Raw genomic sequence first — 25,200 nt, 5'->3', positions numbered from 1 at the left:
CATGAGGAGTGATCGATTGATGCGAAGTGTCCTCGCTTGGCCGTTGCGAATCTTGATGAGTGGCTCGACCCTCGGCTTTCGCCTGACGGGTATCTGCATTATTGGAGCCTTGCTCGCGCCCGTGCTGGTGTTGCAGGCTGAGAACTCCTCCGAGGGGCCGGAAGTGGTGACGCGGGCCAAGCCACCCGCGCCAGCCCACGTGGTGACCTCGGCGGCGCTTCCGGCGGGGAAGCCGAACGTTGCCGCCGCGCCCGACGGAGCCCATCCGATCGACCAGGCTTTGTTGCTCCTTGGCAAGAGTGAAGAGCGGCTGGCGCAAGTCGCCGACTACGAAACCTTGTTCGTGATGCAGGAGCGGATCGGGGGAACGCTTCGTCCTCCGCAGTACATGCAGGCGAAGTTCCGCATCGAGCCGTTCAGCATTTACTTGAAGTGGCTCGATCCCGATCCCGGTAAGGAAGCGATCTACGTCGAAGGCAAGAACGACAACAAGATCGTCACCCATACGACCGGAATCGCCAAGGCTCTCACGGGAACGCTGCGGATCGATCCGGACAGCTCGCTTGCTCGCAAGGGCTATCGCCACTCGCTGCGGGACATGGGGATCGTTGACTTGGTCACCAAGCTCCGCCACCATTGGGAATTCGAACGTCAGTTCAACGTCGCCGACGTCAAGGTGACGCAAGCGACCCTGAACGATCGCGACTGCTACGTGGTGACGGTGGCTCATCCGATTCCCAACGACGGCCGGTTCATGTTCCATACCGCGAAGGTCTACTTCGACAAGCAGCAGATGTTGCCGATCCGGATCGAGGGTTACGAATGGCCTGCGCAGCCCGGATTGACGCCCGGACCGCTGCTGGAGTCGTACACCTATCTCGATCTGAAGGTGAATAACGGCTTAAAGGACTTGGACTTCTCGGCGACGAATCCCGAGTATTCCTACTCTCGCTTCTAAGGATCATCCGAGAGGTAGAGCTGGAAAGAGTCGAGCGCATGGCAAAGCCCACCGTTGGAGGTGGGCTTTTGGCGTTTTTCGTTCGAAGCCTGGAACCGCGCGGCGCGAGTCCCAACCTCTCCTGACTGGCTGGCAAGCAGCCAGCGTGACCCGAAACTCCGGTGACGACCGCTAGAAGCCTTTGACCAGCTCCGTGATCGTGAGATTGAGCGCCTTGCAGAGTTTAAGGAGCGTCGTCACCGACGGGGACGACTGTCGGAGTTCGATCTGGCTAACTTGCGAAGTCGACATGCCGCAGCGGGAAGCGACTTCCGACTGCTTGAGGCCCAGGGCAATACGTGCTTCACGGAGGCGGTGCGTGACGGTCTCCAGGAAGCGGTCCGAGAAGGACTCATCGCGTCCGAGCACCCGCTCAAGGGCGTCGCGAACCACGCGCGCCTCGAAGGGTTTGGGGAGGAAGTCGGCGATTTTGTACTGCAGCGTGCTGCGGAAGACTTCGTGATCGGAGTACCCGGTCATGACGATGACGGGGATCGCCGAATGCGACTTGCGCATCTCATGGAGGAACTCGAGTCCGTCCATGTCGGGCATGCGGATATCGAGGAAGACCGCGATTGGCGCGACTTCTTCCATGTGTTTGAGGGCGGTTTTCGCCGATTCGAAGGTACGGCAAGAGTATCCCTCGCCATCCAAAATACTCGTCAACGTGTCTCTGACGCTTTGCTCGTCGTCAACGATGACAATTTCTTCTCGACTCACCGTACGTCCCCCGTCGCGATTCCGTTCTGCATCTTGAGTCCTAACTCCTTGGCCATTGCTGATCTAGGTCAAGGAATCGATGCAAGTACCAATTGTATCCTAGCGTAAGCTACTAAGTAATATAGCTTTCCGTTTTCGCCCAAGTCGGCGTTGACCCCAAATGAAACAGAATCCCGCTGGAGACTGATACGCGATCTCGGCGCCGAATGGTCAATCTTGGCGAGTTTTTCTCAAACGGTTATTGTGTCAGAAGCTAGCCGCCCTGGGGAGCCTTCGTTCGCTTTCTGGGAAGATTTTCGACGAGCACGCATCGTCCGGTGGCTGGTGGCATCTTGTAAGTCCTTGTTGTCGTGTTGGTTACGGCTAAATCTCTTCGCGGCCATCCGCTTCGTTCGCGAGCCGAGAGGGCCGGTGACGAACGCGGGTGGCCACACTGGTGACCGAGGTACGTGGCGATGGTCTCCTCTGAAGGGCTGCGAAAGGCGGCCATCTTGATCGTCAGTCTGGACACAGAGACTGCCTGCAACCTGATGGCGCACCTGGACAAGGACACCATCGAACGCATGACGTTCGAGATCGCTCGGTTGGATGACGTCTCCAATGAGGAACGGGATCGGACCGTCGAGGAGTTCTACACCATCGTCATGGCCCGGCAGTACATCGAGCGTGGCGGTCTGCACTACGCTCAGGAGCTGCTCGAGAAGACCCTCCCGACCGACGAAGCCAAAGCGATCATCGATCAGGTCCGTCTTTCGCTCGAGGCGACGCCGTTCTCCTTCCTGAGAAAGACCCCCTCGGAGACCTTGGCGACCTTTCTCTCCGACGAGCATCCGCAGACGATCGCGCTGGTCCTGGCCCATCTTCTGCCACGCCAAGCGAGCGACCTGATCAAGAGCCTCTCCCCCGAGAAGCAACTCGAGGTCACGCGGCGGATCGCCAACATGGAGCAGACCTCGCCGGAAGTCGTTCGCGAGGTCGAACGCTCCCTGCAAAAACGCCTCTCCTCGGTGATCGGCGAGGATCTCGAGCAACTTGGGGGCGCTAGTACCGTCGCCGAGATCCTCAACTACACCGATCGGACGACGGAGAAGGCGATCCTCGAGAACCTCGAGGCGGAAGATCCCGAACTCGTCGAGGAAGTTCGCCGCTTGATGTTCGTCTTCGAGGATGTCGCGTTGGTCGATCAGCGTGGCATGCAGGAAGTGCTCAAGGAGATCGACAACGACACCTTGGCCTTGGCCCTCAAAGGGACCACGCAGGAGTTGCGTGAGAAGTTTTTCGCCGCGATGTCCAAGCGAGCGGCCGAGTTGGTCCAGGAGAACATGGAGTTCCTCGGCGCCGTTCGCGTCAGCGAGGTCGAGCGGGCCCAGCAAGAGATCGTCGACGTGGTTCGCCGACTCGACGAAGCGGGGGCGATTCATCTCCGCAAGCGTGGGGCCGAGGAAGAGGAACTCGTCGAATAACAGGCTGTGGAGATGAGCGGGCCGTTCCGGTCGTTCCAATTCTTTTCAGGTAACCGCGTGATTCAGCCCCCTATTGCGGGGTGAATTCCCCATCCTATCGCTGTATGCTAGCCAGCATGGGCCTCGTCGACGGCGACTCGACGGCCGAAGCAAGTGCTCCCTCCTCGGCGAAGGACCTTGATGATGAACATCACCTTTCTCTGTATCGGCCTTGCCGTGCTCCTGTTCGGCGTCTGGATCATCGTGGCGCGCTCACGCATGAGCGGCTCCGATTCGATCGTTCTACTCGCGGGACTAGCGCTCTGTTTTCTCGGGGCGTTTCTGCTGGCTCCCGCCGTCGAAGAGGAGTTCGAAGTCATCGAACAGGCGGTCAGCTCCAAGCAGGATCAGCCATCCAACGCGACGAACACGGATGAGCCGGACGGCCCCGCCGAGGCCAACTCGCCCGAAGAGGTCGCGGAACTCTTTGTGCCGGAAGTGGCTCAGCCTCCGATGAAGAAGGAGGTCGTGGAAGAGAGCGTCGACGTCACGGTCGCCAAGCTGTCGCCCTCTCGGCCGACGCCTGTCTCCAAACCCGAGGCGGTCGCCGAGGACAAGCCCGCGACATCGTCCGGCTCCAAACCCAATCCCGAGCCTGAGCCCGTGGCGGTCGCGGTTTCCACGCCAAAGACGCCGCCTGCCGCCAACGCCAAGAAAATGACGACTCCTCCGGCCGAGGAGCCGCGGACGCCCGTCGTCTCGACGCCGGCTCCCAAGATGAAGCGGCCTGACGCCGAGCAAGAGAAGGGCCCCACCGAGGCCAGTCTTCTGTACGTCAAAGGACTCGAGCACTATAAGGAAGGCCGCTACCCGGAGGCGATCGAGACGTTCGACCGCGTTCTCGAGCTCGACCCCAAGAATCCCAATGCCTTCTACTGCCGAGGACTCGCCCGTTATGTCACCGATCGCTACGCGCCAGCGATTCGTGACTTTAACAATGCGATTCGGCTGAAGCCCGACTACGTCGACGCCTACTACAACCGCGGTTTCTGCTTCTACGTGCTCAATGAGTACGAGCGAGCCATCGCCGACTACCAACGGGTCGCGGAACTGAAACCGAACGACGCTCAGGCCTACTTCTATCTCGCGCAAGCCTACGAAGCGATGGGCGATCGAGAGAGCGATGTCGAACGCAACCGCGCTCGTGTCCGCGAACTAAACCCGTCGTTGCTCGGCAACTGACGCGCTTCCGTTGGTTCATCGCGTTTTCTCTTCGCTCGCGCAATCGTTTGGATGCCGATGGCACCTTGTCGTTCCTTGTCAACGGGTGGCGATCGAGTCGCCGCGCCAATCGGTTGATACGTTGCTCGTACCCCGCCAAGACCTAGTGTTCGGATGCCAGTGGCTGCTTGTCAGCTAGTGAGAACGAGTTACGTCGCCGGCAGCCCGAGGGTAGACGTCTGATCGTGCACTAGGCTCCGTCTCAAAAGTCGGCTCTGGCTTCGGCTGGCTACGTTGCCGCGGGACTTTGTCGGTCTGCATCGACGAATCCAACGGATTCGGCTGTTTCGACCTCCTCGTCCTCCACCAACGCGCTGTGCCTCGGGCCGACGATCAACCTTTGAGACGAAGCCTACTCTCCTCTACCCTCGCGTCTTCGTAAGTCGCTCTATTTCGGCCATTTCTCTTTCGACAACTCCTGGAGAACGTGCGTAACAATCTTGTCAGGCACTCGTGCGTATTTCAGTAGTGTTGACACGGTGTTCTCTAGATCTTAAGAAAGCTTAATGTAATTCCTCTGTTGCTGGTTCGGACGATGTAAGGGTTTGGGGAGGTGGCCCGTGCATCCGTCGGAAAGACTCTTTCGTCGATGCCTCATGAAGTCGGCGGATGGGTGCGGATGGTGACCGATCGAGTCGGGGCCATACGGTGCAGTAAGTAGGGAAAGGATTCTCGAATGTCGCAGGAACGCGAGACCACGGTGTTGGTCATCGACGATTGCGAAGCGAAGCGCGATCTCGCCTCTCACATCCTCCGGAAAGCTGGTTTTCGTGTCTACGCGGCCGAGTTCGGCCAGGAGGGGCTCGAAATCAGTCGCCAGTGCGATCCGGACATGATTCTTCTCGACTTTCAGCTGCCCGACATCGACGGCGCCGCGGTGCTGAAGGGGCTCCGGCGCGAGCCGGCAACCAAGGATGTCCACGTCGCGTCGATCAGCGTCTCCTCGTCGTTGGTGGAGGAGGTTGACTATCGCTCGGTCGGGTACGATAGTCGGTTTGACATGACCAAGATTCGCGAGCTTCCTTCCTTCATCGAGGCCACGCTCGAACGGCGCGGGACTGACGCGGATCCTCTGGAAGCCGTTTGGGATCGGCGTTAGCCGGCTTTGCTCAAGACGGAGTCGGGGTGACCGACGCCGCCGCGAACACTCGCGACATCAGTGAGTGTCGACGACGCAAGGCGAGGTTTCGAGAAAGGGCTTCCACGAGCGGTAGCGTCGGTGGGAAAGCTTGCTGTTGACCACGGGATTGGTCTTCGGTTTGATTTCCTTGCGATGGAGTTTCATCCCCGCCTGTTCGGGCGTTCTCCCTCCTTTTTTGACATTGCAGCGGACACAACAGGTGACGACGTTCTCCCACGTCGTCTTGCCGTTCTGCGATCGTGGAACGACGTGATCGAGCGTCAGTTCGCCTACCGAGAAGTTCTTGTGGCAGTAGGCGCAGCGATACTCGTCGCGGGCGAAGATGTTGCGCCGATTGAACTTTACTGGATGTTTGGGAATCCGGTCGTAGCTCAAGAGGCGGATGATTCGGGGGGCTGGGATGTCGAAGGAGACGGCCCGGACCCAATCGGCCTCGGCGTCGGGCTCGTCTCGGAATTGGTCGCCGGCGTCGAGCCAACTGGAGAAGTCGTAGGTCTCCCATTGGCCGTCCTGGACGGAGACGACCTCGGCGAGATCTTTGACGAGAAGGATGAAAGCACGACGGACCGAGATGATATGCACGGCCATATAGAGCTTGTTGAGGACCAGGACACTTAGACGAAGACTCGAGGAGGGATGTGCCTCGACAATCATGGCCCGCGGTCTCCTTACGCATCACAACATCATGCGACGTCAAGAGGTTACGTCATCCGCCGCCACGTTGGCGAACGGTTCACTCACCCGCAAGTCAAGGACTCAACTAGGCCGCTGGCCTTCGCGCAAACTCCTTCCGGTTCACTCGCTCGTCGTCAAAACCGTCCAAACCGTCGATCATCGCCCCAAGCTGGCTGGCTTAGAGCGCCTCACACACCAGATCGCCGATTTGGGACGTCGAGTGTCCCATCCGGCCGGCGGCCATGCTTTGCATTTTCGTTCCGGTCACTTTTGTGATCGCTTGCTCGACGCGCTTGGCGCTCGCTTCCTCGCCGAGGAAGTCCAGCATCATCGAGGCGGCGGCGATGGCGGCGATCGGGTTGATCACGCCTTGGCCGGTGTATTTGGGGGCCGAACCACCCATCGGCTCGAACATGCTCGCTCCGCCCGGACGGATGTTACCGCCGGCGGCGACGCCCATGCCGCCTTGGATCATCGCGGCCAAGTCGGTGATGATGTCGCCAAACATGTTCGTCGTGACGATGGTGTCGTAGTACTCGGGATTCTTGACCATCCACATGCAACAGGCGTCGACGTGGTTGTAGTCGGCCTCGATGTCGGGATACTCGGTCGCCATTTCCTTGTAGGCCCGATCCCAAAGATCGTGGGCGTACGTCAGCACGTTGGTCTTCGCGACGAGCGTCAAGCGTTTCTTGTCGTTGCGCTTGCGGCAGAGTTCGAAGGCGTAGCGGAGGCAGCGATCGACGCCCTTGCGGGTGTTGACGCTGGTCTGGGTCGCGACTTCGTCGGGGGTGCCCTTCTTGAAGTTGCCGCCCACGCCCGCGTAGAGATCCTCGGTGTTTTCGCGGACGACGACGAAGTCGATGTCCTCGGGTTTCTTGTCGGCGAGCGGGGTTTCGACGCCGGGATAGAGTTTCACCGGACGCAGGTTGATGTATTGGTCGAGTTCGAACCGAAGGGTGAGCAAGAGCCCCTTTTCGAGGATACCGGGGGCGACGTCGGGGTGGCCGACGGCGCCGAGATAGGTCGCGTCGAATTGCTTGAGCAACTCGACGCCGCCCTCGGGAATGAGTTCGCCGGTCTTGAGGTAGCGGTCGCCGCCCCAGTCGAGTTCTTGAGTTTCGAAGGTGAAGCCTTCGAGATCGGCAACGGCCTTGATGACCTTGATGCCTTCCGCAACCACTTCGGGGCCGGTTCCGTCCCCACCGATTACCGCGATTTTGTAGTGTGCCATCGACGCGTTAGATCCCATCTCCACATGCAAGCTCGCGCGACGTGGCAACCTGTTAAGAGAAAGGGCGAAGTTTGCTCCGGCTGCTCGAATTCACAGCATTTCCGGACCGATTCGCGGTGCTATCGTCGCTTCAAGGCATCCATTCAATCTGGTTGTTCGTGCGGCCAATCCGTCGAGCCGTTCGCGTCGTTGTAGGAAAAGGGCGAGGAAACGGCTTCCCGGGGAGCGGAAGTCTCCAAATGCCGGTCTCCGCGGCTTGCGCCGGAATGTTCCCCCGCGAGGGGGGCGACGATGGTGCCGCGATCGGCCTGGCGCGCGAGGCTCCACGCCGCGACTATTGCTTGAGGGCGTAGAGAATCACGTTGGACGCGAGCTTCAGCGCCGCTTCGTGCGTGTAGCCCTTGCAGTCGCTCCCCTGGTGACGCTCGAGCGCGCAGCCGATGTCGTAGGGGCTGAAAATGATCGCGTAGCGACCATCGATCTCCAGGCCTTCGAGGACCGGAGCGACTTCGCGCGATCCAAGGGCCTTGCTCAACTTGACCTTCGACAGATCGTAGCCGATCTCTTGGGTGAAGAGTTCGTGCTCGACCGGAATCGGCTTCAGCTTCTGGCCAGGGAAGAGTTCCTCGACCATCTCTCGGAACGAGTCGGCAAATCGCTCGCTCCCGCAGCAGGCGTCCGCGAAGAGGACGCCGCCCGATTCGAGGTAGTCGGTGAGCGTCTCCTTTTCCTTCTTGGAGAGCGTGAAGGCGTTGCGGCCGTGCATGTAGACCAGGGGGTAGTTGAAGAAGTTGGGATCGAGAATCTCGATATCGCGCTGCTGGCGAATGACGTCGATCTTGGCGATTTCCTGAAGCGAGCTCATCAGGTTTTGGATCGCGCGCGGCGCCGGGTTCCAGTCGCCGTTGTGGCGAACTTTGGCGATGTGGAGGTAGCCTCGCTTAATCTCGTCCTCGGGGACATCGTCGAAGACCTTGCGGACGTCGAGCTTGTCGAGCAAGTCCTCCGGCCCCACGGCGTACGCGATGATGTTCGCCCCCAGCCGAAACGCGGGGAGCGATGCCTCCTCGGTCGGGAATTCCCAACGGCACGACATGTCCTTGGGGCTGTAGAAGACGCCCGTTCGACAACCGACGTCGATCCCGAAGAGGGGCCAATCGTCGGCGAGATTGCGAAGGTCGAAGAGGCTCGTCCAGACGGGGTGATCGGGCTCGAGTCGTTTTAGTTCCTGCCCCGGCCCGGGGAAGAGATCCTTGCAGAGGGTGCGGAAGCCTTGGTCGAAGCTACCACAACTACAGTTGGAATCGGCCATCAAGAGGCCGCCCTGTTCGACGAATCGGCGTAGCAGCGTTCGCTGCGCCACCGGCAGCCGGGGGGCTTCGTGCCCGCTCATTTGCAGGATGGGGGCCTGCAACAGCGCGGCGACGTCCGCGACCTTGAGGTCGACCGACTGCCAGTTGAGCCTCTTTTTCCAAACCGTCTTCGACATGAACTCCGTCAGGTTATTCACGTCGTTGGGGGCGTTGTTCCAATCGTCGCCCGCTCCCCACTGCGCCTTGTTGACCAAGATCGGGATGCGGCCGCGAGTGAGAAAGAGCAGGCTAAACGCGGTGTTGCAAAGGAGGTAGGGCCCTTGGGCGGCTCGCGGCGTCGACCACGACCCATCGAGTCGCTGCTGGGTGAGGAGAAAGCGGACACCGAGCCGGTACCAGTCGTGGTTGCCGAAGAAGCGTTGCCCGGTCAGCCGTCCGGCTCGTTCGAGCCCGTAGAGATAGTAGAAGAGCCAGACCTCGTTCCCGCCGGCGGGATTGCGACTGACGGAGAAGTTTCGCCCTATCCAGTCAATGGCCCGACGCAAGTTTTCATCGATGAGGGCGCCGTCACAACGGACGGCGCGACCATCGACGAATCCCTTTTTCACCGAGGCGAATTGCCGGCTAGTGATGATCAGGCTCGAGATGCCCGCGACGCTCATGCTCCCTGTCGCGTCGCCGATGCCGCGATAGCCCCAGGAGCCGACGTTCGATTGCGAGTTGACCCAGTGCTGGCGCGACTTCTTCCAGAACTCCTCGTTGATATTGACGCCCGCGTCGGCGGCCGCCTTGAGGCCGAGCAGCGCGAACTGCGTGTTGGAGTTGTCCCCGGCGCCCCCTCGTCGGCCGTAGCTCCAGTTGCCGGAGGGGAGTCGGGTCTCCATCAGCCACTTGGCGTTGCGGCGAATCAGGCCGAAGTCGGACTTGGCTTCGGCGAAGACCATCGTTTGCAGGGCCACGACGTAGGTGTACTCGGGGGGGACTTGCCGCAGATAGACGAGCGCCTTCTTAATGCGGTCGTCATCGGGAGAGACGTCGGCCAGTAGCATCGATAGGACCACGAGGCTGGTGACCCCGCCTTTGTAGTCCCCCATTTCCTCCCAGTTTCCAATGCCGTGGCGCTGCTTCGACTTGAGAAAGTCGACCGCGCGTTCGATCGCTCGATTGACGTCTTCGGGGGCTTGCGCCTGGAGCGTGCCGACACAGGGAAGGCTCAACAGGGAAAGAGAAAGGAGCAAGGTCAGGCCCGCTCGACGCAAGATCATGAGGATGGTTCTCCTTTTCGACGGATCGAGCCCGATGGGAATCTCCGGCGATGGGTGACCGGTGCCCCGAGTCACCCCGCCAGTTGGCCGGGACATGGCGATGCCGTCAGCCGCGACCGTCGTTCGATGCTCTCGTTACGTTGATGGTAAGCACTCGTCCAGCGCTTGCCCAGTCTGCTCGCGACGCGCATTCCCCGTCGGGGCAAGCGAGTTGCAGCGAGCGGGTCCAAAGGGCGTTCGCCGACGGCGGCAATTTGTCAGGTTTTTTAGTTGAGAATGGCGATGGACGTTGTTAGTTTTCTTTCACCTGGTTGTCACCCCTCGCGACGGACTCGCGAGCGACAGCCAAACTGGTCACATGGACGCGACCAGGACATCACGACACTCCACGGAAGGAGCCGCCATGAAGCCCGTCATTGGGATCTGTTCTGACCTCATCCAAACGAAGAAGTCAAATCAGCCTCATCTCGTACTCGATTCCGGGTACGCCGACGGAATCAATGCCGCGGGCGGTCTGCCGCTGATCATTCCTCCTTTCACCCGTGACGAAATCCTCGAAGAGTATGTCGGTCGTCTGGATGGTTTGCTCTTGACGGGCGGGGCCGATCTCAACCCCCGCAAGCTCGGCAAGAAGCCGCATCCGTCGGTCAAGACGATGCACATGCGACGCGAAGAGTCCGATCGCATCCTTTGCCATCTCGCGATCGACCGCAAGATCCCGACCCTCTGCGTCGGCGTCGGCATGCAACTGATGAACGTCATGTTCGGTGGCTCGATCTACACCCACCTGCCCGAAGACATGCCTCGCGGCATGCCCCACTGCGATCCCATCGAAGGGTCGCTTCGCCACGGCGTCTTCGTCACGCCCCGCACCCGGCTCGAGGACATCTACGGCGAAGGCGAAATCCGGGTCAACAGCAGCCATCACCAAGGCATTCGCACCCTCGGCAAGGGCCTTCGCAGTGGAGCGCTGGCTCCCGACGGCTTGATCGAGTCCATCGAGTGCACCGATCCCGATTGGTTCATGGTCGGCGTTCAGTGGCATCCCGAATCGGACACCGCCTCGGCTCTTGATCGTCAGCTCTTCGAAGGCTTTGTCGAAGCGGCCGCCGAGTCGATCGCCGAGCCGACCATTCTCCCGATGGCCGCGTAAGTCGCGCGTCAGACGACCGCCGACTCTTCTCAGGCGTGGACCATTCCCGACGTTGCGCCCTCGATGGCGCTGGCTGCTCGTCAGCCAGTGCCGGGAAGTCGGGACCTTGGCGGACACAAGCCTGAATCCAAGAACTTCGGCCAACTGCCAACAAGGAACCGACACCAGACCTCGGTCGGTTCCCTCGTCAACTCGAGAGCGAACCTCGACCCTCGTGTCCAAGGACGGACACTCGTCATGACGATCGAGATCCCCGTTTGGAGCACCGCTCTTCCCACACGGGTCTTTGCCGGCGCGAGCATTGGTCGCACCAGCAAACGGCTCAAGCTCGCCCTGCTGCGCTGCCGGGGGGAGGGACGGCAGCTCCGCGTCTTGGCCGTCGACGCACTCACGCTTCCCCCCATCGACAACAATGGTCGGCTCATCGCCGACGCCGTCGAGCGGGCCTTGCGGATGCTCGCCGAGAGGAGCGATGTCCCCCTAGAGGCGGTCGACTGCTTCGCCCTTGAAGGGGTCGCGCCGGCCAGTGCTCTCGGGCTGGTGGAAGCCCTTCTCGCGGAGCGGACGGGGCTGACCATCGTCAGCAATTTCGCCCTTCGCGACATCGCCGCGGGTGGCAGAGGCGGCCCGTTGAGCCCCGTTCCCGATTGGTTTCTCTTCCGTTCCCCCCGACTTCATCGACTCCTGGTTCACCTTGGGTCCGGGCTACGAACGACGTTCATTGAGGCCGGATCCTCGCCTTCGGAGGTAGTTGTCTTTGATGCCGGCCCGTGTTGTCGATTCCTTGACGAGCTGACCCGCCAGTTAAGTCGGGGCCGGCACGCCTACGATCCCAATGGCCGTTTCGCGGTTCAAGGGAAGCATCGCGATGGATTGATTCGGCAGTGGTCGAGTCATCCCTTTTTGCTTCGGCCCGTGCCTCGCTTTCTGGATGGCAACGAGTTCTCCGGGGGCTTCCTCGACTCATCGTTGACGCTCGCCCGCGAAAACCACTACTCCGCCCGCGACGTTCTTTGTTCCGCCAGCCAATTCGTGATCCAAAACCTTGAGGAGGCGGTTCAGCGCGTTCTGCCGGCGGGGGTGGAGATCGACGAAGTCTGGGTCAACGGCGGCGGGATACGCAACGGTTTTCTCTGGCGGCTGCTTCAGGACGCGTTCGGCCGAAAGCCGGTACGGCGCTCCGACGATCTCGGCTTTCCCTCCGAAGCACGCCGGGCGACACACGCGGCACTACTCGGTTTTTGCATGATGGAGAACATCCCGGGAAGTGTCGTCTCCGCGTCCGGTGCCACCGCGCCCAGGGTACTGGGCCAGATCACTCCGGGAGACCGGATGCATTGGGATCGCTGGGTCTGCCATGTCGCCGACCGCTTCGACGAGGAAGTCAGTCGCCAAGCGGCCTAATGCTTTGTCAGTTCGAAAAGTTCGGGTGGCATTGGCTGCTTGTGAGACCGTGAGAAGCGATCGTGGATTCACAATCCGAAATCGAGCCGGGTGCCATGCCCACGTTCGGCGTGGGCATGCGCGGGGAACGTCGTTGCACGGATCGAGCAATCGCCTTCGTATTACCGCTGAGTTGCCAGTCCTCGCTGCCTGGCTGGCCAGCAGCCAGCGGCACCTGAAGAATGATGTCGAATCAGGGTCGCCGCGGCGTTTGTGCCTAGAGGTGCATGACGACCATCTTCTCTTCGGTCATCTCGCGGATCGCGTAACTCGGTCCTTCCTTGCCCATGCCGCTATCCTTGAGGCCCCCGTACGGCATCAAGTCGACCCGCCAAGCCGGCCCCCAGTTGATCTGAAGCGTTCCCGCGTCGACCTCTTGAGCGAACTTCATCGCTCGCCCAATGTTCTCGGTGAAGATGCCTGCGGAGAGCCCGAAACGAGTGTCGTTGGCGGCGGCGATCGCCTCGTCAATGTCGTCGAAGGGCATCACGCCCACCGCCGGCCCGAAGAGTTCGTCGCGGAAAAGTTTCATGTCGGTCTTCATCCCCGCGATGATCGCGGGCTTGACCATCGCGCCGTCGCGCTCGGATCCGGTGAGGAGTTCGCCTCCTTGAGTCACCGCCTCACTAAGCCATTCGGTGACCCGTTCGGCGTCGCGTTGCCGAATCATCGGGCCCATTTTCGTTTCTTCGAGCAGGGGATTGCCGGTGACGATCCCCTCGACGCCCGCCTTGAGTCCGTCGAGGTAGTCGGCGTAGACGCGGCGATCGACGAGGACGCGTTGGGTGCTGATGCAGACTTGGCCGGCATTGCCGTAGCCGGTCACCAACGTCGCCGCGATCACTTTCTCGAGATCGGCGTCGTCCATGACGATTAGCGGCGAGTTGGACCCGAGTTCCATTGTCACCTTCTTCATCCCGGCGACGCGACAGATCTTGTCGCCCACCTCGAAGCTTCCCGTGAAGCTGATCTTGCGCACCCGTCGATCGCCGCAGAGGGGATCGCTTAGCGTTCCCCCCGATCCGGTGATGCACTGCAGCGCGTCGGAGGGAACGCCCGCTTCGAGCATCAATTCAACGAGCTTGATGCCCGATAGAGGCGTGTCCGAGGCCGGCTTGAGGATGACCGAGTTGCCTCCGGCGATCGCGGGGCCGAGCTTGTGCGCGACGAGATTGAGCGGAAAGTTGAACGGGCTGATCGCGACGACGATGCCGCAGGGGACGCGGATAGTGAAGCCGAAGCGGCCCTTGCCTCCGGAAGCCCCTTCGAGCGGAACCGCCTCGCCACAGAGTCGCTTGGCTTCCTCCGCGGAGAGGACGAGTGTTTCGACCGAGCGGGAGACTTCCGCGAGCGACTCGCCGAGCGTCTTGCCCTCTTCCAGGCTGATGGTACGGGCGAAGTCGTCTCGGCGCTCTTCGAGCAGTTGAGCGGATTTTTGCAGCCACTCGTAGCGTTCGTAAGCGGTCGTCTTTCGCAGGCGCACGGCGCCAGCCTCGGCGATCGACAACGCTCGTTCGACGTCTTTCGGCGTCCCTTTGGGGATGACGTCGACGACGCTGCCGTCGAAGGGGTTGGTCACTTCGATGTGCTCGTTCGCGTCGACCCGTTCTCCGCCCAGGATCATGGTTGCCATCGTCTTCCCCCTCGGTCGCTGGTGTCATGTGTTGTCGATGGTCGTTGTCGCCGTTGAGCCTCTCTCGAACCCATCGGGCCGTCAGAGCATCGTGTCGCCATGGCACGATACGAAGAGAGTTCACCGCTAGTTCGTACGAATCGGCGGCGCAACGATGTTGGCAATCGTATAGGAATTGGATCGCCGTCGCGCGCGGAAGGGTTCGCGCCGACGCTTGTTTTCGGACGAGTTTGGACTCCGTGCGCACGCGACATTTGTCAGTGGCGTGGGGGCGGCTTCGACAATCCCGGTGCCCCTGGCTGCTTGTCAGCCAGTGAGAACCATCGGGTTCGCTGTTGCCCGAGCGCTTGCGTTTCGCAGAACACTGGCGATCGATGACCGATGGGGTTGTTTGTTCGCGAAGCCCCGTCCTCCTTCACTGGCCCGCGAGCGGCCAGTGGCATCCGCAACCATTGGGAGGGTCAAGGTGCCAAGGCGAAAGCAGCATCGAGACCACGTCCTCGTCAGGGGGAGATGACACCGATGAAGTTCGTTCTCTTGGGGAGCGACCCGCATACCGATTCCTTTGTGCGGGCGGCCCAAGATGCGTCGCACGAGATGATCGCGTTCATGGCCGACGATGGCGAAACGCCCGAGGTTCCATCGAGCGCCCGCCGGCTCGACGGCCTCGCCGATGTCGTCCGGCTTACCGATGTCGGCTACGCCGTCTTGGCGGGCGACTTCGACTATCGCGCGGAGCAGGCTCTCGCCCTTGTCCGGCTCGAGCCGATGCCCCTGGTGTTGAGCGTTCCCCTCGCCGAGAAACCGGACGTCTACTACGAGCTTGGACTCTATCGCGTCGAGTCGAAGCTTCCGATGCTGACGCTCTTGCCCGAGGCGGCGCATCCCGGACTCGCGAAGCTCCGCGAATGGACCGGCGAAACCTCGCCGCAGTGGATGGAGTGGACACTCCCCTTCGATCCCGAGCAGAAGGGCTCGCTTCGGTTTCACGAGGGATGGAGTTGGATCCGAAGCCTCGGCGGTGAGATCGAGGAGATCTCCGCGACCGGGGGCGACGAGTCGGGCGGCGGCTCGCAACTCCTCGTCAGCGCCCGGCATCAGTCGGGTATTTTGACGACGATCCGCTGGCGGGCGCTTCCTTCGGAAGGCTACGGTTTTCGTTTGGAGACGACGGCGGGAACGATTGAGGGGACTTTCGAACGGGGCTGCCAGGGGCCCGTCACCCTTATCGATCGCCGTGGGGGCCAATTGCGAACCGAGACGCATGAGCCGTTCGATGTCGGCCCCACTTGGGTCGCCGAGTGGGAGGCGCTGAGGGAAAAACGCGACGACGAGGCGTGGCATCGCGGACTGCGTCAGATCGAACTGGCGTCGGCGACCAACGAGAGCCTCGAGCGACACCGAGCGGTGAGCCTCGAGTACTCCGACGTTTCCGAGCAGCAGAGTTTTCGCAGCATCATGACGCTCACCGGTTGTGGGATGCTGATGGGGCTCGTCCTGGTGGTGATCGTCGCAGCGATCATGACGTCGATGGGCGTCTTCGGGAATTGGCAGCCGCCGATTTTCCTGGGGATTCTCGGTGTGCTTGCGCTGTTTTGTTCGCTTCAACTCCTCGGGCTTCTCTTTCGACCCGCGAAGCCGCCCAAGCCCTCCCCGCGAGACGAGGACTCTCTCTCGCATCCCGATTGATCGATTCATTGCGAAAGGAAGACTCTTGGGTGGCATGCCCACGCTCGCCGTGGGCATGCGGGGAACGCCCTTGATTCAGCACAATCGCGCACAAGTCGTCGTCAACCGCCTTGCCGATCAGGAGAGTCGCGTTCCGATCTGTCCGCGGTCGATAAACCGTGGGAAGCTTACAGCGGCCACACGAAGTAGATGACGACGAGCGACACCAAGCAGCAGAGGACCGACAACGGCGCCCCGACCCGGACGTAGTCCATGAAACGGTAGCCGCCCGGCCCGCGAACCATCAAGTTTGTTTGGTAGCCGATGGGCGTCGCGAAGGCGGTCGACGCCGCGATCGCGACCCCGATGACCAAGCCGCGGGGATCGAACTGGAACTGGTCGGCGGTCGTGATCGCCAGTTGCCCCATGAGGGCCGCCGTCGCGACATTGCTCAGGAACTGCGACATGATCGAGGTCGCGAAGATGAAAACCGCGAGGAGTAGGAAGGGGCTGTTGGCCCCTCCGAGAGAGATCAGCATCTTGTTGATCAGTTCCGAGACGCCACTGGAGTCGAGCGCGCTGCCGACCCCGAGGGTTGCGGCGATCAGGATGAGGACCGGCAGTTCGATGGTGCGGATCACGTCGCGCGACGCCACGCACTTGGTGAAGATCATCAAGCCCGCCCCGACCAGCGCCGGGATGGCGATCCCCGCGTTGCCGAACGTGATCCCGAGGACCGTCAGACCGAAGATCCCCAACGCGAGCCAACTGCGCTCATAATCGACCGGCGCGCTGTCATCGACGCCCGAAACGAGCACGAAATCGGACGAATTGCGCCATTTCGAGACGAAATCGGGCCCCGCGTCGAGCAACAGCGTATCGCCCGGCGAGAGGACGATCTGCCCAATCTTCTGCTGTAGGGCGGTCCCGCTGCGATGCACCGCGACAATCGAGGCCTGGTAGCGAGCACGGAACTGGGAATCGCGGATGGTCTGGCCGACCAAAGGCGAGGTGGGAGCGACGACCGCTTCGCAGAGTTGGGGGCCGATCCGCGGCGCGGGCCGCGGAGGATCGGGGGTCGGGACCCCTTCGAGGGAGTCCAGCGACTCATGGATCCGCTGGGCGTTGGAGTGTTTTGGGTGCGAGCTGCCGTCGGCATCGACCGGTTCGAGGCCGCGAATCTTCTGCAAGTCGACGACGGTGGAAATGACGCCGGAAAAGTGAAGCAGGTCGCCGGCGAAGATTCGCTCCTCGGGGGCGACGGGACTGATGACGTGCGAGAAGCGTTCGATCCGATAGAGGTAGAGTCCAGGGAGATCGCGGAGTCCGGAATCGCGGACGGTCTTCCCCGCCAATTCGCAGTCACGCGCGACGAGCATCTCGACGGAATATTCGCGCAGATTGGCTCCGATGTGTTCGAGCAAGTCGGTGCGCTCGGGCAGCAAGCGTTGCCCGGCGGTCGACAGGTAGACCAAGCCGGCGATCGAGAGCGGCAGTCCGACCCAGGTCAGCTCGAACATGCCGAGCCCGCGTTGGCCGGAGTTTTGCAGGACTTCGTCGACCACGAGGTTGGTGGAGGTCCCGATCAGGGTACAGGTGCCGCCGAGCATCGAGGCGTAGGAGAGCGGAATCAGGAGCTTCGACGGCGAGATCCGCAGTCGTTTGGCGCGATCGACGAAGACCGGCACGAAGATCGCCACCAGCGGCATGTTGTTGAAGAAGGCCGAGAGCCCGCAGACCGGAGCGGTCAGTCGGTAGAGGGCTCCCCCCGGCCTCGGTCGCCCGAAGACCTTCAGTCCGATGTAGGCCAACGCTCCGGTCGAACGCAGTCCCGCCCCGATCACGAAGAGGGCCCCAAGGGCGACCACGCTAGGGCTTGAGAAGCCCGAGAGCGCATCGCCGACGCCGACGACGCCGAAGAGCATCAGCGCGGTCAGCCCCGCGAGCATGATGATCTCGGGGCCATGCTTCTCGCGGACCAATCCGACGAGGATTCCCACCAGAATGACAAGGGTCACGAACACGGCAAAGGTCAACGAAGTTCTCCAGTAGTCTGGTTCGACCCGCGCGAATGTCGGCACGCGTTTCGATCGAGCCTCACGTCTCGCGACGAACGAGCGCCCGTGGGTTCGAAGCCGGCACGTCTCGCTTCCTCTTGAGCGACCGAGGAGGCGGCTCGGCGGTTCGCGCCGCGATTCCTCCGAGTCCAGGTCGCACAATGGCGGCGCTGCGAATAATCTAGCAAGGGAGCCGAGGGAGCGACCATTTTTTGAGGTTCATCCGCCCAATCGTGGCGGAGAAGAGACGAAAGAGCCCTGGGGTACGCGGAAGGGTAGGCAGGCGTGGCGAGTGATGGTGCCAAGTCGAGAGTGAGCCGTTGGCGCTTTGGCGTGGCGTCTCGATTCGCGTGGAGTCTCGTCCTCTTGGGCGGGCTGTTCGCGCCGGATTGCCGGGCCAACGACGACTTGGGGGAGACGCCTCCACTCTCGCCGTTCGGTTCGCGGGCGGACGCTTTTCGCTATCTCTTCGCGTTTCATCGCTTGACTCCCTCCTCGCTGGAAGAGTTTCGGGCCGCGCCGCGCGAGGACTGGGATCGGTGGATCATCGTTCTCGTCGGAGCGCCGGAGCCGCTGGCTCGACTGACCACGATGCCGCTGGAACCGACGGACTTCGTGGAGAAGGGGGGGGCGCTCCTGATCGCCAGCGACGACGATTGGTCCCAGTTCGTCGTCGACATCGAGTCTGGACCGCTCGGCGTGCTCGATCCACGCGAAGCCTACATGGGCCGAACGAGTCTGCCGTTGATCGACGATTGGAACCTCGCCAACCCCGACGCGCAACGGCTGACCCAGGGGGTCGACACGATCGTGATGAACTTGCCCGGCTACCTCGCCGGGCTCAAAGCCAACGAGTGGGCGGTCGGCTATCTGCCCCCCTCGGCCGCGATTGGGCAGCGGCCGCTACGAGGCCATCGGCCCGTCATCTCGGCCGGAAGTCTCGGCAAGGGCCGGGTCATGGTGGTCGCCGATCAAACCCTCTTTCTCAATGAGATGATCCAGGAGGAGGACAATCTCACCTTCGCGCTCAACACCGTCGCGTGGCTGATCGGCGATCGCTCGCCTCAGGATCTCCACGTCCTCTTCGTCAAGGATGTCGATGTCATCGGCGAGTGGGTCGACCCTCGGTTTCGCGACGGCTCGTTCAATCTTCCCGGGATCGAGGAACTGATCGCCGTGGCGAACAGTCTCATCAGCGGGTTGGAGGACGAAGGGGTCTTCGACGAACAGATCCAGCGGGTGCAGTCGCGGCTGCCGATCGTCCCGTTTCAGCGCGCGGTGGCGATGTTGACAAGTCTGTTTCTGCTGTTGCTCCTCGGCTGGTGGCTGATGGGCGTGCGGGCTCGCCATCTGCCTCGCAAGCGATCCCGGCGGAGGAAGGAGCGGGCGCAACCGGTTCCGTTGGGAAACCTGCTGGAGCAGCGGCGGACCGATTTGGTCGGCACGGGCGACTTCACCGACCCGGTCGTGCGCTTGGCTGAGCAGTTCTTCTGCCATACACTGCGAGCGGACGTCCACGAGCCTAAAATGCCACCGGTTCGCGTTCGTGGGTCGCTTTGGCGGCGTTGGAAGCGTTGGTGGCAACTTCGCTATCTTTGGCGATTGCTGCGACGCTCGTCGAGCCGTCCCGTGTCGCGACGAGAGTTTCGGCGTGTGCAGATACTCGTTGGCGAGTTGGAACGAATGGTCCGCGATGGGTCGCTGACGCCAGTCGACTCGGAACCCTCGCGTCGGACCGGGCAACCAGGAAAGAGTTCCGTTTGACTACGACTCACGAACAACTCCCCGAAGAGGTCCGGGCCGAGATCCACGAGTTCGCCACGAAGGTGCAGGGCGCCGTCAGCGAAGTGGTCGTCGGCATGGAGGATGTCGTTCGCCAATTCCTCATCGCGATGATCGTCGGGGGCCACGTCTTGCTCGAGGGCGTTCCCGGCACCGCGAAGACGACGCTCGCCAAGGCGCTGGCCGGCGTGCTCGGCATCGATCATCAGCGGGTTCAGTTCACCCCCGACCTGCTCCCCTCGGACATCACCGGGACCTACGTCTTCGACCGCTCGTCCAACGAGTTCACGCTTCGCAAAGGGCCGCTCTTTTGCCAGTTGCTGCTCGCCGACGAGGTGAATCGTTCGCCCGCGAAGACCCAGGCTGCCCTCTTGGAAGCGATGCAGGAGCACCAAGTCACGATCGAGGGGACGACGCTTCCCCTGCCCGCTCCCTTCATGGTCCTGGCGACGCAGAACCCGGTGGAGCAGGAGGGAGTCTACCGGCTCCCCGAAGCGCAGCTCGACCGTTTTCTCATGCGCGTCGTGATGGACTACCCCACGCGGGAGACGGAGATCGACATCCTCAAGCTTCACGGCGGACCGAAGCGGATCGTGGTCGAGCGGGAGCATGAGTCCGACGACGGTGAGGAGAGCCACGGCTCGACGGTCATCAGTGGTCCTCCCATGCCGGAGTCGGTCTTTTCGACGGATATGATTCTTTCGATCCAGTCGCGATTGGGCGCGGTTTACACGGAACCTTCCTTGCTGCCCTACATTGTCGACCTCGTTCGCGAGACCAGACGCCATCCCGACATCGCGCTCGGCGCGAGTCCTCGCGCCGCGATCTATCTTCTCCAGTGTGCCAAAGCTCACGCGCTGCTCGATGGTCGTCACTACGCGACTCACGCCGACGTTCACGAGGTCGCCCCCTCGGTGCTGGGCCATCGCCTTATTCTTCGGCCCGAGGCTGAAGTGGAGGAGCGTTCGGTTTCCGAATTGCTCCCGGAACTGTTCGAACGGGTGAAGATCATCCCGGACAACGACGCGTTTCCCTCGTAGTGCTCTGTTCCAACTTGAATTTGGTGTTCGCGCAACCCTAACCCTTTGGCACTAGCTGACAAGCAGCCAGTGGCGTCCGAAACTTCGATGGACCAGTGCGGTAGCAGGGTGACGGGCTATTTGCTCCGGCCGACCGTCTAGTTTCTAGAATGGCGGCCAGGGGAGTCTTCTTGTCGCGTTTGGGCCGACAAGCAACAATCAATCCGATGCGAACGGCTCGACACGGATGCGAGACATCCTTTCGCTAAACTTTCGACCCATGATTTCTCGGGGTACACGATGCTACAGACAGGCAGCGCCACGGTCCGCGATCAATTGGACGAGCTGCTTCAGGAACGAATCCTGGTCCTCGACGGCGCGATGGGGACGATGATTCAGACCCACGGGCTCGAGGAAGCGGACTATCGGGGCAGCGAATTCAAGAGCCATCCCAATGCGCTCAAGGGCTGCAACGACCTCCTGGTCTTGACACAACCGAAGATCATCGAGGAGATCCACGGGGCGTTCTTCGAGGCCGGTTCCGACATCATCGAAACCAACACCTTCAACGCGACGTCGATCTCGATGGCCGACTACGGCATGGAGCCCGAGGTCTACCGGATCAACAAAGTCGCCGCCGAGCTGGCCAAGGGGGTCGCGGAGCATTGGACGGCGCGCAACCCGGACAAGCCACGCTACGTCGCCGGTTCCATTGGACCGACGACCAAGGTCGCCTCGCTGTCGCCCGACGTCAACGATCCCGGCTTCCGCGCCATCAACTTCGATGAGTTGGTCGAGTCCTACACCGAGCAGATTTCCGGGCTCGTCGACGGCGGTGTCGACTTGCTCCTGCCCGAGACGACGATCGACACGCTCAATCTGAAGGCCTGTCTTTTCGCGATCGATCGTTACTTTCGCGAGCACAAAGTCTCGCTGCCGGTGATGGTGTCGATGACGATCACCGACAAAAGTGGTCGTACCCTATCCGGGCAGACGATCGAGGCCTTTTGGAACTCGGTCAATCACTTCGACATGCTCAGCGTCGGGCTCAACTGCGCCCTCGGCCCGGAGGAGATGCGGGCTCACTGCGAGATTCTCGCGAAGCGCGGGACGGTCTACACCTCGTGCTATCCAAACGCCGGTCTTCCCAACGCGATGGGCGAGTTCGACGAGACCCCCGACGCGATGGCCGCCGTCCTCGCCGAGTTCGCCTCCAACGGTTGGCTCAACTTCGTCGGCGGTTGCTGTGGCACCCGGCCGGAGCACGTCCACGCGATCGCCGAGGCGGTCGCCAAATTGCCGCCGCGCACGCGTCCGGAGCCGACGCGCTACGCGACCTATACCGGGCTCGAACCGCTCGAGCTTCGCGAAGAGACGAACTTCATCATGATTGGCGAGCGGACCAACGTCACCGGTTCGCGCCGTTTCGCCCGACTCATCAAGGAGGGGGATTTCGACGAAGCGCTCGACGTCGCCCGTGGTCAGGTCGAGGGTGGCGCCAACATCATCGACATCAACATGGACGAAGGGATGCTCGATGGCGCCGAGGCGATGACTCGGTTTCTCCATCTGATCGCCGCCGAGCCCGACATCGCCCGCGTCCCGATCATGATCGACAGCTCCAAGTGGGAGGTGATCGAAGCGGGGTTAAAATGCGTTCAAGGCAAGGCGATCGTCAACTCGATCAGTCTCAAGGAAGGGGAAGCCAAGTTCCTCGAACAGGCGCGGCTGGTCCGTAGCTACGGCGCGGCGGTCGTCGTCATGGCCTTCGACGAGGAAGGGCAAGCGGTCGACAAGGACAACAAGGTCGCGATCTGCCAACGGGCCTATCGCCTGCTGACCGAGGAAGCCGGCTTTCCCCCCGAAGACATCATCTTCGACTCCAACATCTTGACGGTCGGGACCGGGATCGAGGAGCACAACAACTACGCGGTCGATTTCATCGAGGCGGTCCGCGAAATCAAGCGGCTCATGCCACGGGCGAAGACGTCCGGCGGGGTGAGCAACGTCTCCTTCTCCTTCCGCGGCAACAACACCGTCCGCGAGGCGATGAACGCCGCCTTTCTCTATCATGCGATCGCCGCCGGCCTCGACATGGGGATCGTCAATGCCGGCCAACTCGAGGTCTACGAGGAGATTCCCAAGGATCTGCTCGAGTACATCGAGGACGTCTTGCTCAATCGGCGTCCCGACGCGACCGAGCGATTGGTCGACTTCTCCGAGACCGTCAAAGCCAAGGGGAAGAAGGATGGCCCCGACTTGGCGTGGCGCGACACGACCGTCGAGGAACGACTCAAGCACGCGCTGGTCAAGGGGCTCGTCGAATTCATCGACGAGGACGTCGAGGAGGCCCGTGCCAAGCACGAGCGGCCGCTGCACGTCATCGAAGGCCCGCTGATGGACGGCATGAACGTCGTCGGCGACCTCTTCGGCGAGGGAAAGATGTTCCTCCCGCAGGTCGTCAAGTCGGCCCGCGTGATGAAGAAGGCCGTCGCCTACCTGATGCCCTTCATGGAAGCCGAGAAGGAAGCGACCGGGACCCATTCCGCCCGCGGCAAGGTTCTCATGGCGACCGTCAAGGGAGATGTCCACGACATCGGCAAGAACATCGTCGGCGTCGTGCTCGGTTGCAACGACTACGAGATCATCGACCTCGGCGTCATGACCCCCAGCGACGAGATTCTCAGCAAGGCGCGCGAGCACGAGGTTGACATGATCGGCCTCTCCGGACTGATCACCCCCTCGCTCGACGAGATGATTCACGTCGCCAAGGAGATGAAACGCGAAGGGTTTACGATGCCGCTGTTGATCGGCGGCGCCACGACCAGCGCGAAGCACACCGCGGTCAAGATCGCGCCGCACTACGAGAACATCGTGATCCACGTGAAGGATGCCTCCCGCTCGGTGGGCGTGGTCGACAAGATCATCAACCCGAAACTGCGGCCCAAGCTCGACGAGGAGAACCGGGCCAATCAAGAGCGCGAGCGTCAAAACTACGAACGCCGCGTCGAGCGGACTTATGTTCCCTACGCCACCGCGCTGGAGCAGCGTTTCCAGGTCGACTGGGATGCCTCGCCGATCGACACGCCGGAGTTTCTGGGAACCCGCATCGAGAAGGAGATCGACCTCGCCTCGATCGTCCCCTTCATCGACTGGTCTCCTTTCTTTCTCTCGTGGGAGCTGAAAGGGAAGTACCCGAAGATTTTCGACGACCCCAATCTCGGCGAAGAGGCTCGCAAACTTTTCGACGATGCCAAGCGGTTGCTCGATCGGATCATCACCGACAAGCTGTTGACGGCGCACTCGATCCACGGCTTCTTCCCCGCCAACAGCGTCGGCGACTCGATCGTCCTCTATACCGACGAGCAGCGTTCGGCCGAGCGTTGTCGCTTCCACATGCTCCGGCAACAGTGGCAGCGGAAGGGGCAGACGGAGTTCCGTTCGCTTGCGGACTACATTGCTCCGCTGGAGACGGGCAAGCTCGACTATCTCGGCGGTTTCGCGGTGACGACCGGACACGGGACCAGCGAGTTGGCGGCGAAGTTCCAAGCCGATCACGACGACTACAACTCGATCATGACCAAGGCGATCGCCGACCGTCTGGCCGAGGCGCTCGCGGAGAAGCTTCACAAGGAAGTGCGCGAGAGTTGGGGGTTCGGCAAGAGCGAAGGACTCAGCAACGACGACCTGATCGCCGAGAAGTATCGCGGTATCCGTCCCGCGGCCGGCTACCCGGCATGTCCCGACCACACCGAGAAGCGGACGCTTTGGAGTCTGCTCGATGTCGAGGCGGCCACGGGGATCACCCTCACCGAGAGTTGCGCGATGATGCCCGCCGCGTCGGTGAGTGGGCTCTACTTCGCCCATCCCGAGTCGCGTTACTTCGCGGTCGATCTGATCACGCGCGATCAGGTCGAGGACTATGCCGCGCGCAAGGGGATGAAGCTCGCCGACGTCGAGAAGTGGCTCTCGCCGAATCTTTCCTACGATCCCAAGTGAGCGATCCTTTCCCGTCTAGGCTCCGCCAAGACCTGGCTTTCTCGTGCCACTGGTGCGCTGTCAAGACCTGGGTTTCGGGTGGCACTGGCCGCTTGTCGGCCAGTGCCACCGAGTTGAGTGACCGTCAACTCGAATTTGGGACGCTTGACCGTTCGCACGCATCTCGCAAGGAGCCCACGAGTCGTCGTGGGCTTCTCCTCGTTGCTCATAGGATCGTGGCAAGTCGATACCTCTCACTGACGCCGACGAAATCGACGTGATTGGGTTGAAACAGACGCTTCCATCGCCTAATTACATTGTTGAGATTGAGACGGGTTCTCAATTCCTGCCGTACTCCCCGCCAGCTCTTCGCCAGCCACCTAGGACGGTAGTCGAACC

At 61.7% G+C, this 25,200-nt stretch carries 16 protein-coding genes; 10 read left to right on the top strand and 6 right to left on the bottom strand.

Features of this window, described 5'->3' with window-relative positions; translation table 11 throughout:
• Positions 1-19: 19 nt before the first annotated feature.
• Positions 20-958, top strand: coding sequence for a DUF1571 domain-containing protein (locus tag Pan216_RS25210; RefSeq protein WP_419192975.1), 939 nt, complete (start codon positions 20-22; stop codon positions 956-958).
• Between the two features lie 171 nt (positions 959-1,129).
• Here the strand turns inward: Pan216_RS25210 and Pan216_RS25205 are convergent, their stop codons facing one another.
• Positions 1,130-1,717 carry a response regulator gene (locus Pan216_RS25205; protein ID WP_145262554.1) on the bottom strand — a complete coding sequence of 196 codons (588 nt, stop codon included), beginning with the start codon at positions 1,715-1,717 and terminating at the stop codon, positions 1,130-1,132.
• Between the two features lie 455 nt (positions 1,718-2,172).
• Between Pan216_RS25205 and fliG the strand changes: the two genes are divergently transcribed.
• The 3 genes from fliG (at position 2,173) to Pan216_RS25190 (ending at position 5,539) form a co-directional block, all read left to right on the top strand.
• Positions 2,173-3,180 carry a flagellar motor switch protein FliG gene (gene fliG, locus Pan216_RS25200; RefSeq protein WP_145262552.1) on the top strand — a complete coding sequence of 336 codons (1,008 nt, stop codon included), beginning with the start codon at positions 2,173-2,175 and terminating at the stop codon, positions 3,178-3,180.
• 180 nt (positions 3,181-3,360) lie between these two features.
• Positions 3,361-4,401 (top strand): tetratricopeptide repeat protein, encoded by a 1,041-nt coding sequence (locus Pan216_RS25195; RefSeq protein WP_145262551.1) that lies wholly within the window; start codon positions 3,361-3,363, stop codon positions 4,399-4,401.
• 715 nt (positions 4,402-5,116) lie between these two features.
• On the top strand, positions 5,117-5,539 hold the full coding sequence (locus tag Pan216_RS25190; protein ID WP_145262549.1) for a response regulator: 423 nt from the start codon (positions 5,117-5,119) through the stop codon (positions 5,537-5,539).
• Between the two features lie 57 nt (positions 5,540-5,596).
• On the opposite strand, the gene Pan216_RS25185 is transcribed toward Pan216_RS25190, so the two are convergent.
• From Pan216_RS25185 to Pan216_RS25175, 3 genes are all read right to left on the bottom strand, one after another.
• Positions 5,597-6,235, bottom strand: a complete 639-nt coding sequence (locus Pan216_RS25185) for an HNH endonuclease (protein ID WP_145262547.1) — start codon at positions 6,233-6,235, stop codon at positions 5,597-5,599.
• A gap of 199 nt (positions 6,236-6,434) precedes the next feature.
• Entirely contained in the window at positions 6,435-7,490 is a 1,056-nt protein-coding gene (locus tag Pan216_RS25180; protein ID WP_145262545.1) for a 3-isopropylmalate dehydrogenase, read from the bottom strand.
• Positions 7,491-7,824: 334 nt separating this feature from the next.
• On the bottom strand, positions 7,825-10,068 hold the full coding sequence (locus tag Pan216_RS25175; protein ID WP_419192974.1) for a DUF4159 domain-containing protein: 2,244 nt from the start codon (positions 10,066-10,068) through the stop codon (positions 7,825-7,827).
• A 403-nt stretch (positions 10,069-10,471) separates the two neighbouring features.
• Here Pan216_RS25175 and Pan216_RS25170 point away from each other — a divergent pair, with 403 nt between their 5' ends.
• Complete coding sequence (locus Pan216_RS25170) at positions 10,472-11,221, top strand: gamma-glutamyl-gamma-aminobutyrate hydrolase family protein (protein WP_145262542.1); 750 nt, start codon at positions 10,472-10,474, stop codon at positions 11,219-11,221.
• Between the two features lie 237 nt (positions 11,222-11,458).
• Complete coding sequence (locus Pan216_RS25165; RefSeq protein ID WP_419192973.1) at positions 11,459-12,625, top strand: anhydro-N-acetylmuramic acid kinase; 1,167 nt, start codon at positions 11,459-11,461, stop codon at positions 12,623-12,625.
• Positions 12,626-12,881: 256 nt separating this feature from the next.
• Here Pan216_RS25165 and Pan216_RS25160 read toward each other — a convergent pair whose 3' ends face one another.
• Positions 12,882-14,297 (bottom strand): aldehyde dehydrogenase family protein, encoded by a 1,416-nt coding sequence (locus Pan216_RS25160; RefSeq protein WP_419192972.1) that lies wholly within the window; start codon positions 14,295-14,297, stop codon positions 12,882-12,884.
• Between the two features lie 522 nt (positions 14,298-14,819).
• Between Pan216_RS25160 and Pan216_RS25155 the strand changes: the two genes are divergently transcribed.
• Positions 14,820-15,986: a hypothetical protein gene (locus Pan216_RS25155; protein WP_145262539.1), complete on the top strand. Its 1,167-nt coding sequence runs from the start codon at positions 14,820-14,822 to the stop codon at positions 15,984-15,986.
• A gap of 167 nt (positions 15,987-16,153) precedes the next feature.
• Here Pan216_RS25155 and Pan216_RS25150 read toward each other — a convergent pair whose 3' ends face one another.
• Positions 16,154-18,001, bottom strand: a complete 1,848-nt coding sequence (locus tag Pan216_RS25150) for an SLC13 family permease (RefSeq protein WP_145262537.1) — start codon at positions 17,999-18,001, stop codon at positions 16,154-16,156.
• Between the two features lie 306 nt (positions 18,002-18,307).
• Between Pan216_RS25150 and Pan216_RS25145 the strand changes: the two genes are divergently transcribed.
• From Pan216_RS25145 to metH, 3 genes are all read left to right on the top strand, one after another.
• The gene (locus Pan216_RS25145; protein ID WP_145262535.1) at positions 18,308-19,786 is read left to right on the top strand and encodes a DUF4350 domain-containing protein; all 1,479 of its coding nucleotides are present in this window, start codon (positions 18,308-18,310) and stop codon (positions 19,784-19,786) included.
• On the top strand, positions 19,783-20,844 hold the full coding sequence (locus Pan216_RS25140) for an AAA family ATPase (protein ID WP_145262533.1): 1,062 nt from the start codon (positions 19,783-19,785) through the stop codon (positions 20,842-20,844). The genes Pan216_RS25145 and Pan216_RS25140 overlap by 4 nt, the downstream gene beginning before the upstream one ends.
• Positions 20,845-21,123: 279 nt before the next feature.
• Positions 21,124-24,822, top strand: coding sequence for a methionine synthase (metH, locus tag Pan216_RS25135; RefSeq protein WP_145262531.1), 3,699 nt, complete (start codon positions 21,124-21,126; stop codon positions 24,820-24,822).
• Positions 24,823-25,200 lie beyond the last annotated feature (378 nt).

It is taken from the genome of Kolteria novifilia (genome assembly GCA_007748055.1).
Taxonomy (GTDB): Bacteria; Planctomycetota; Planctomycetia; order Kolteriales; family Kolteriaceae; genus Kolteria; species Kolteria novifilia.
This window is presented reverse-complemented; position numbering and strand designations above follow the sequence as displayed.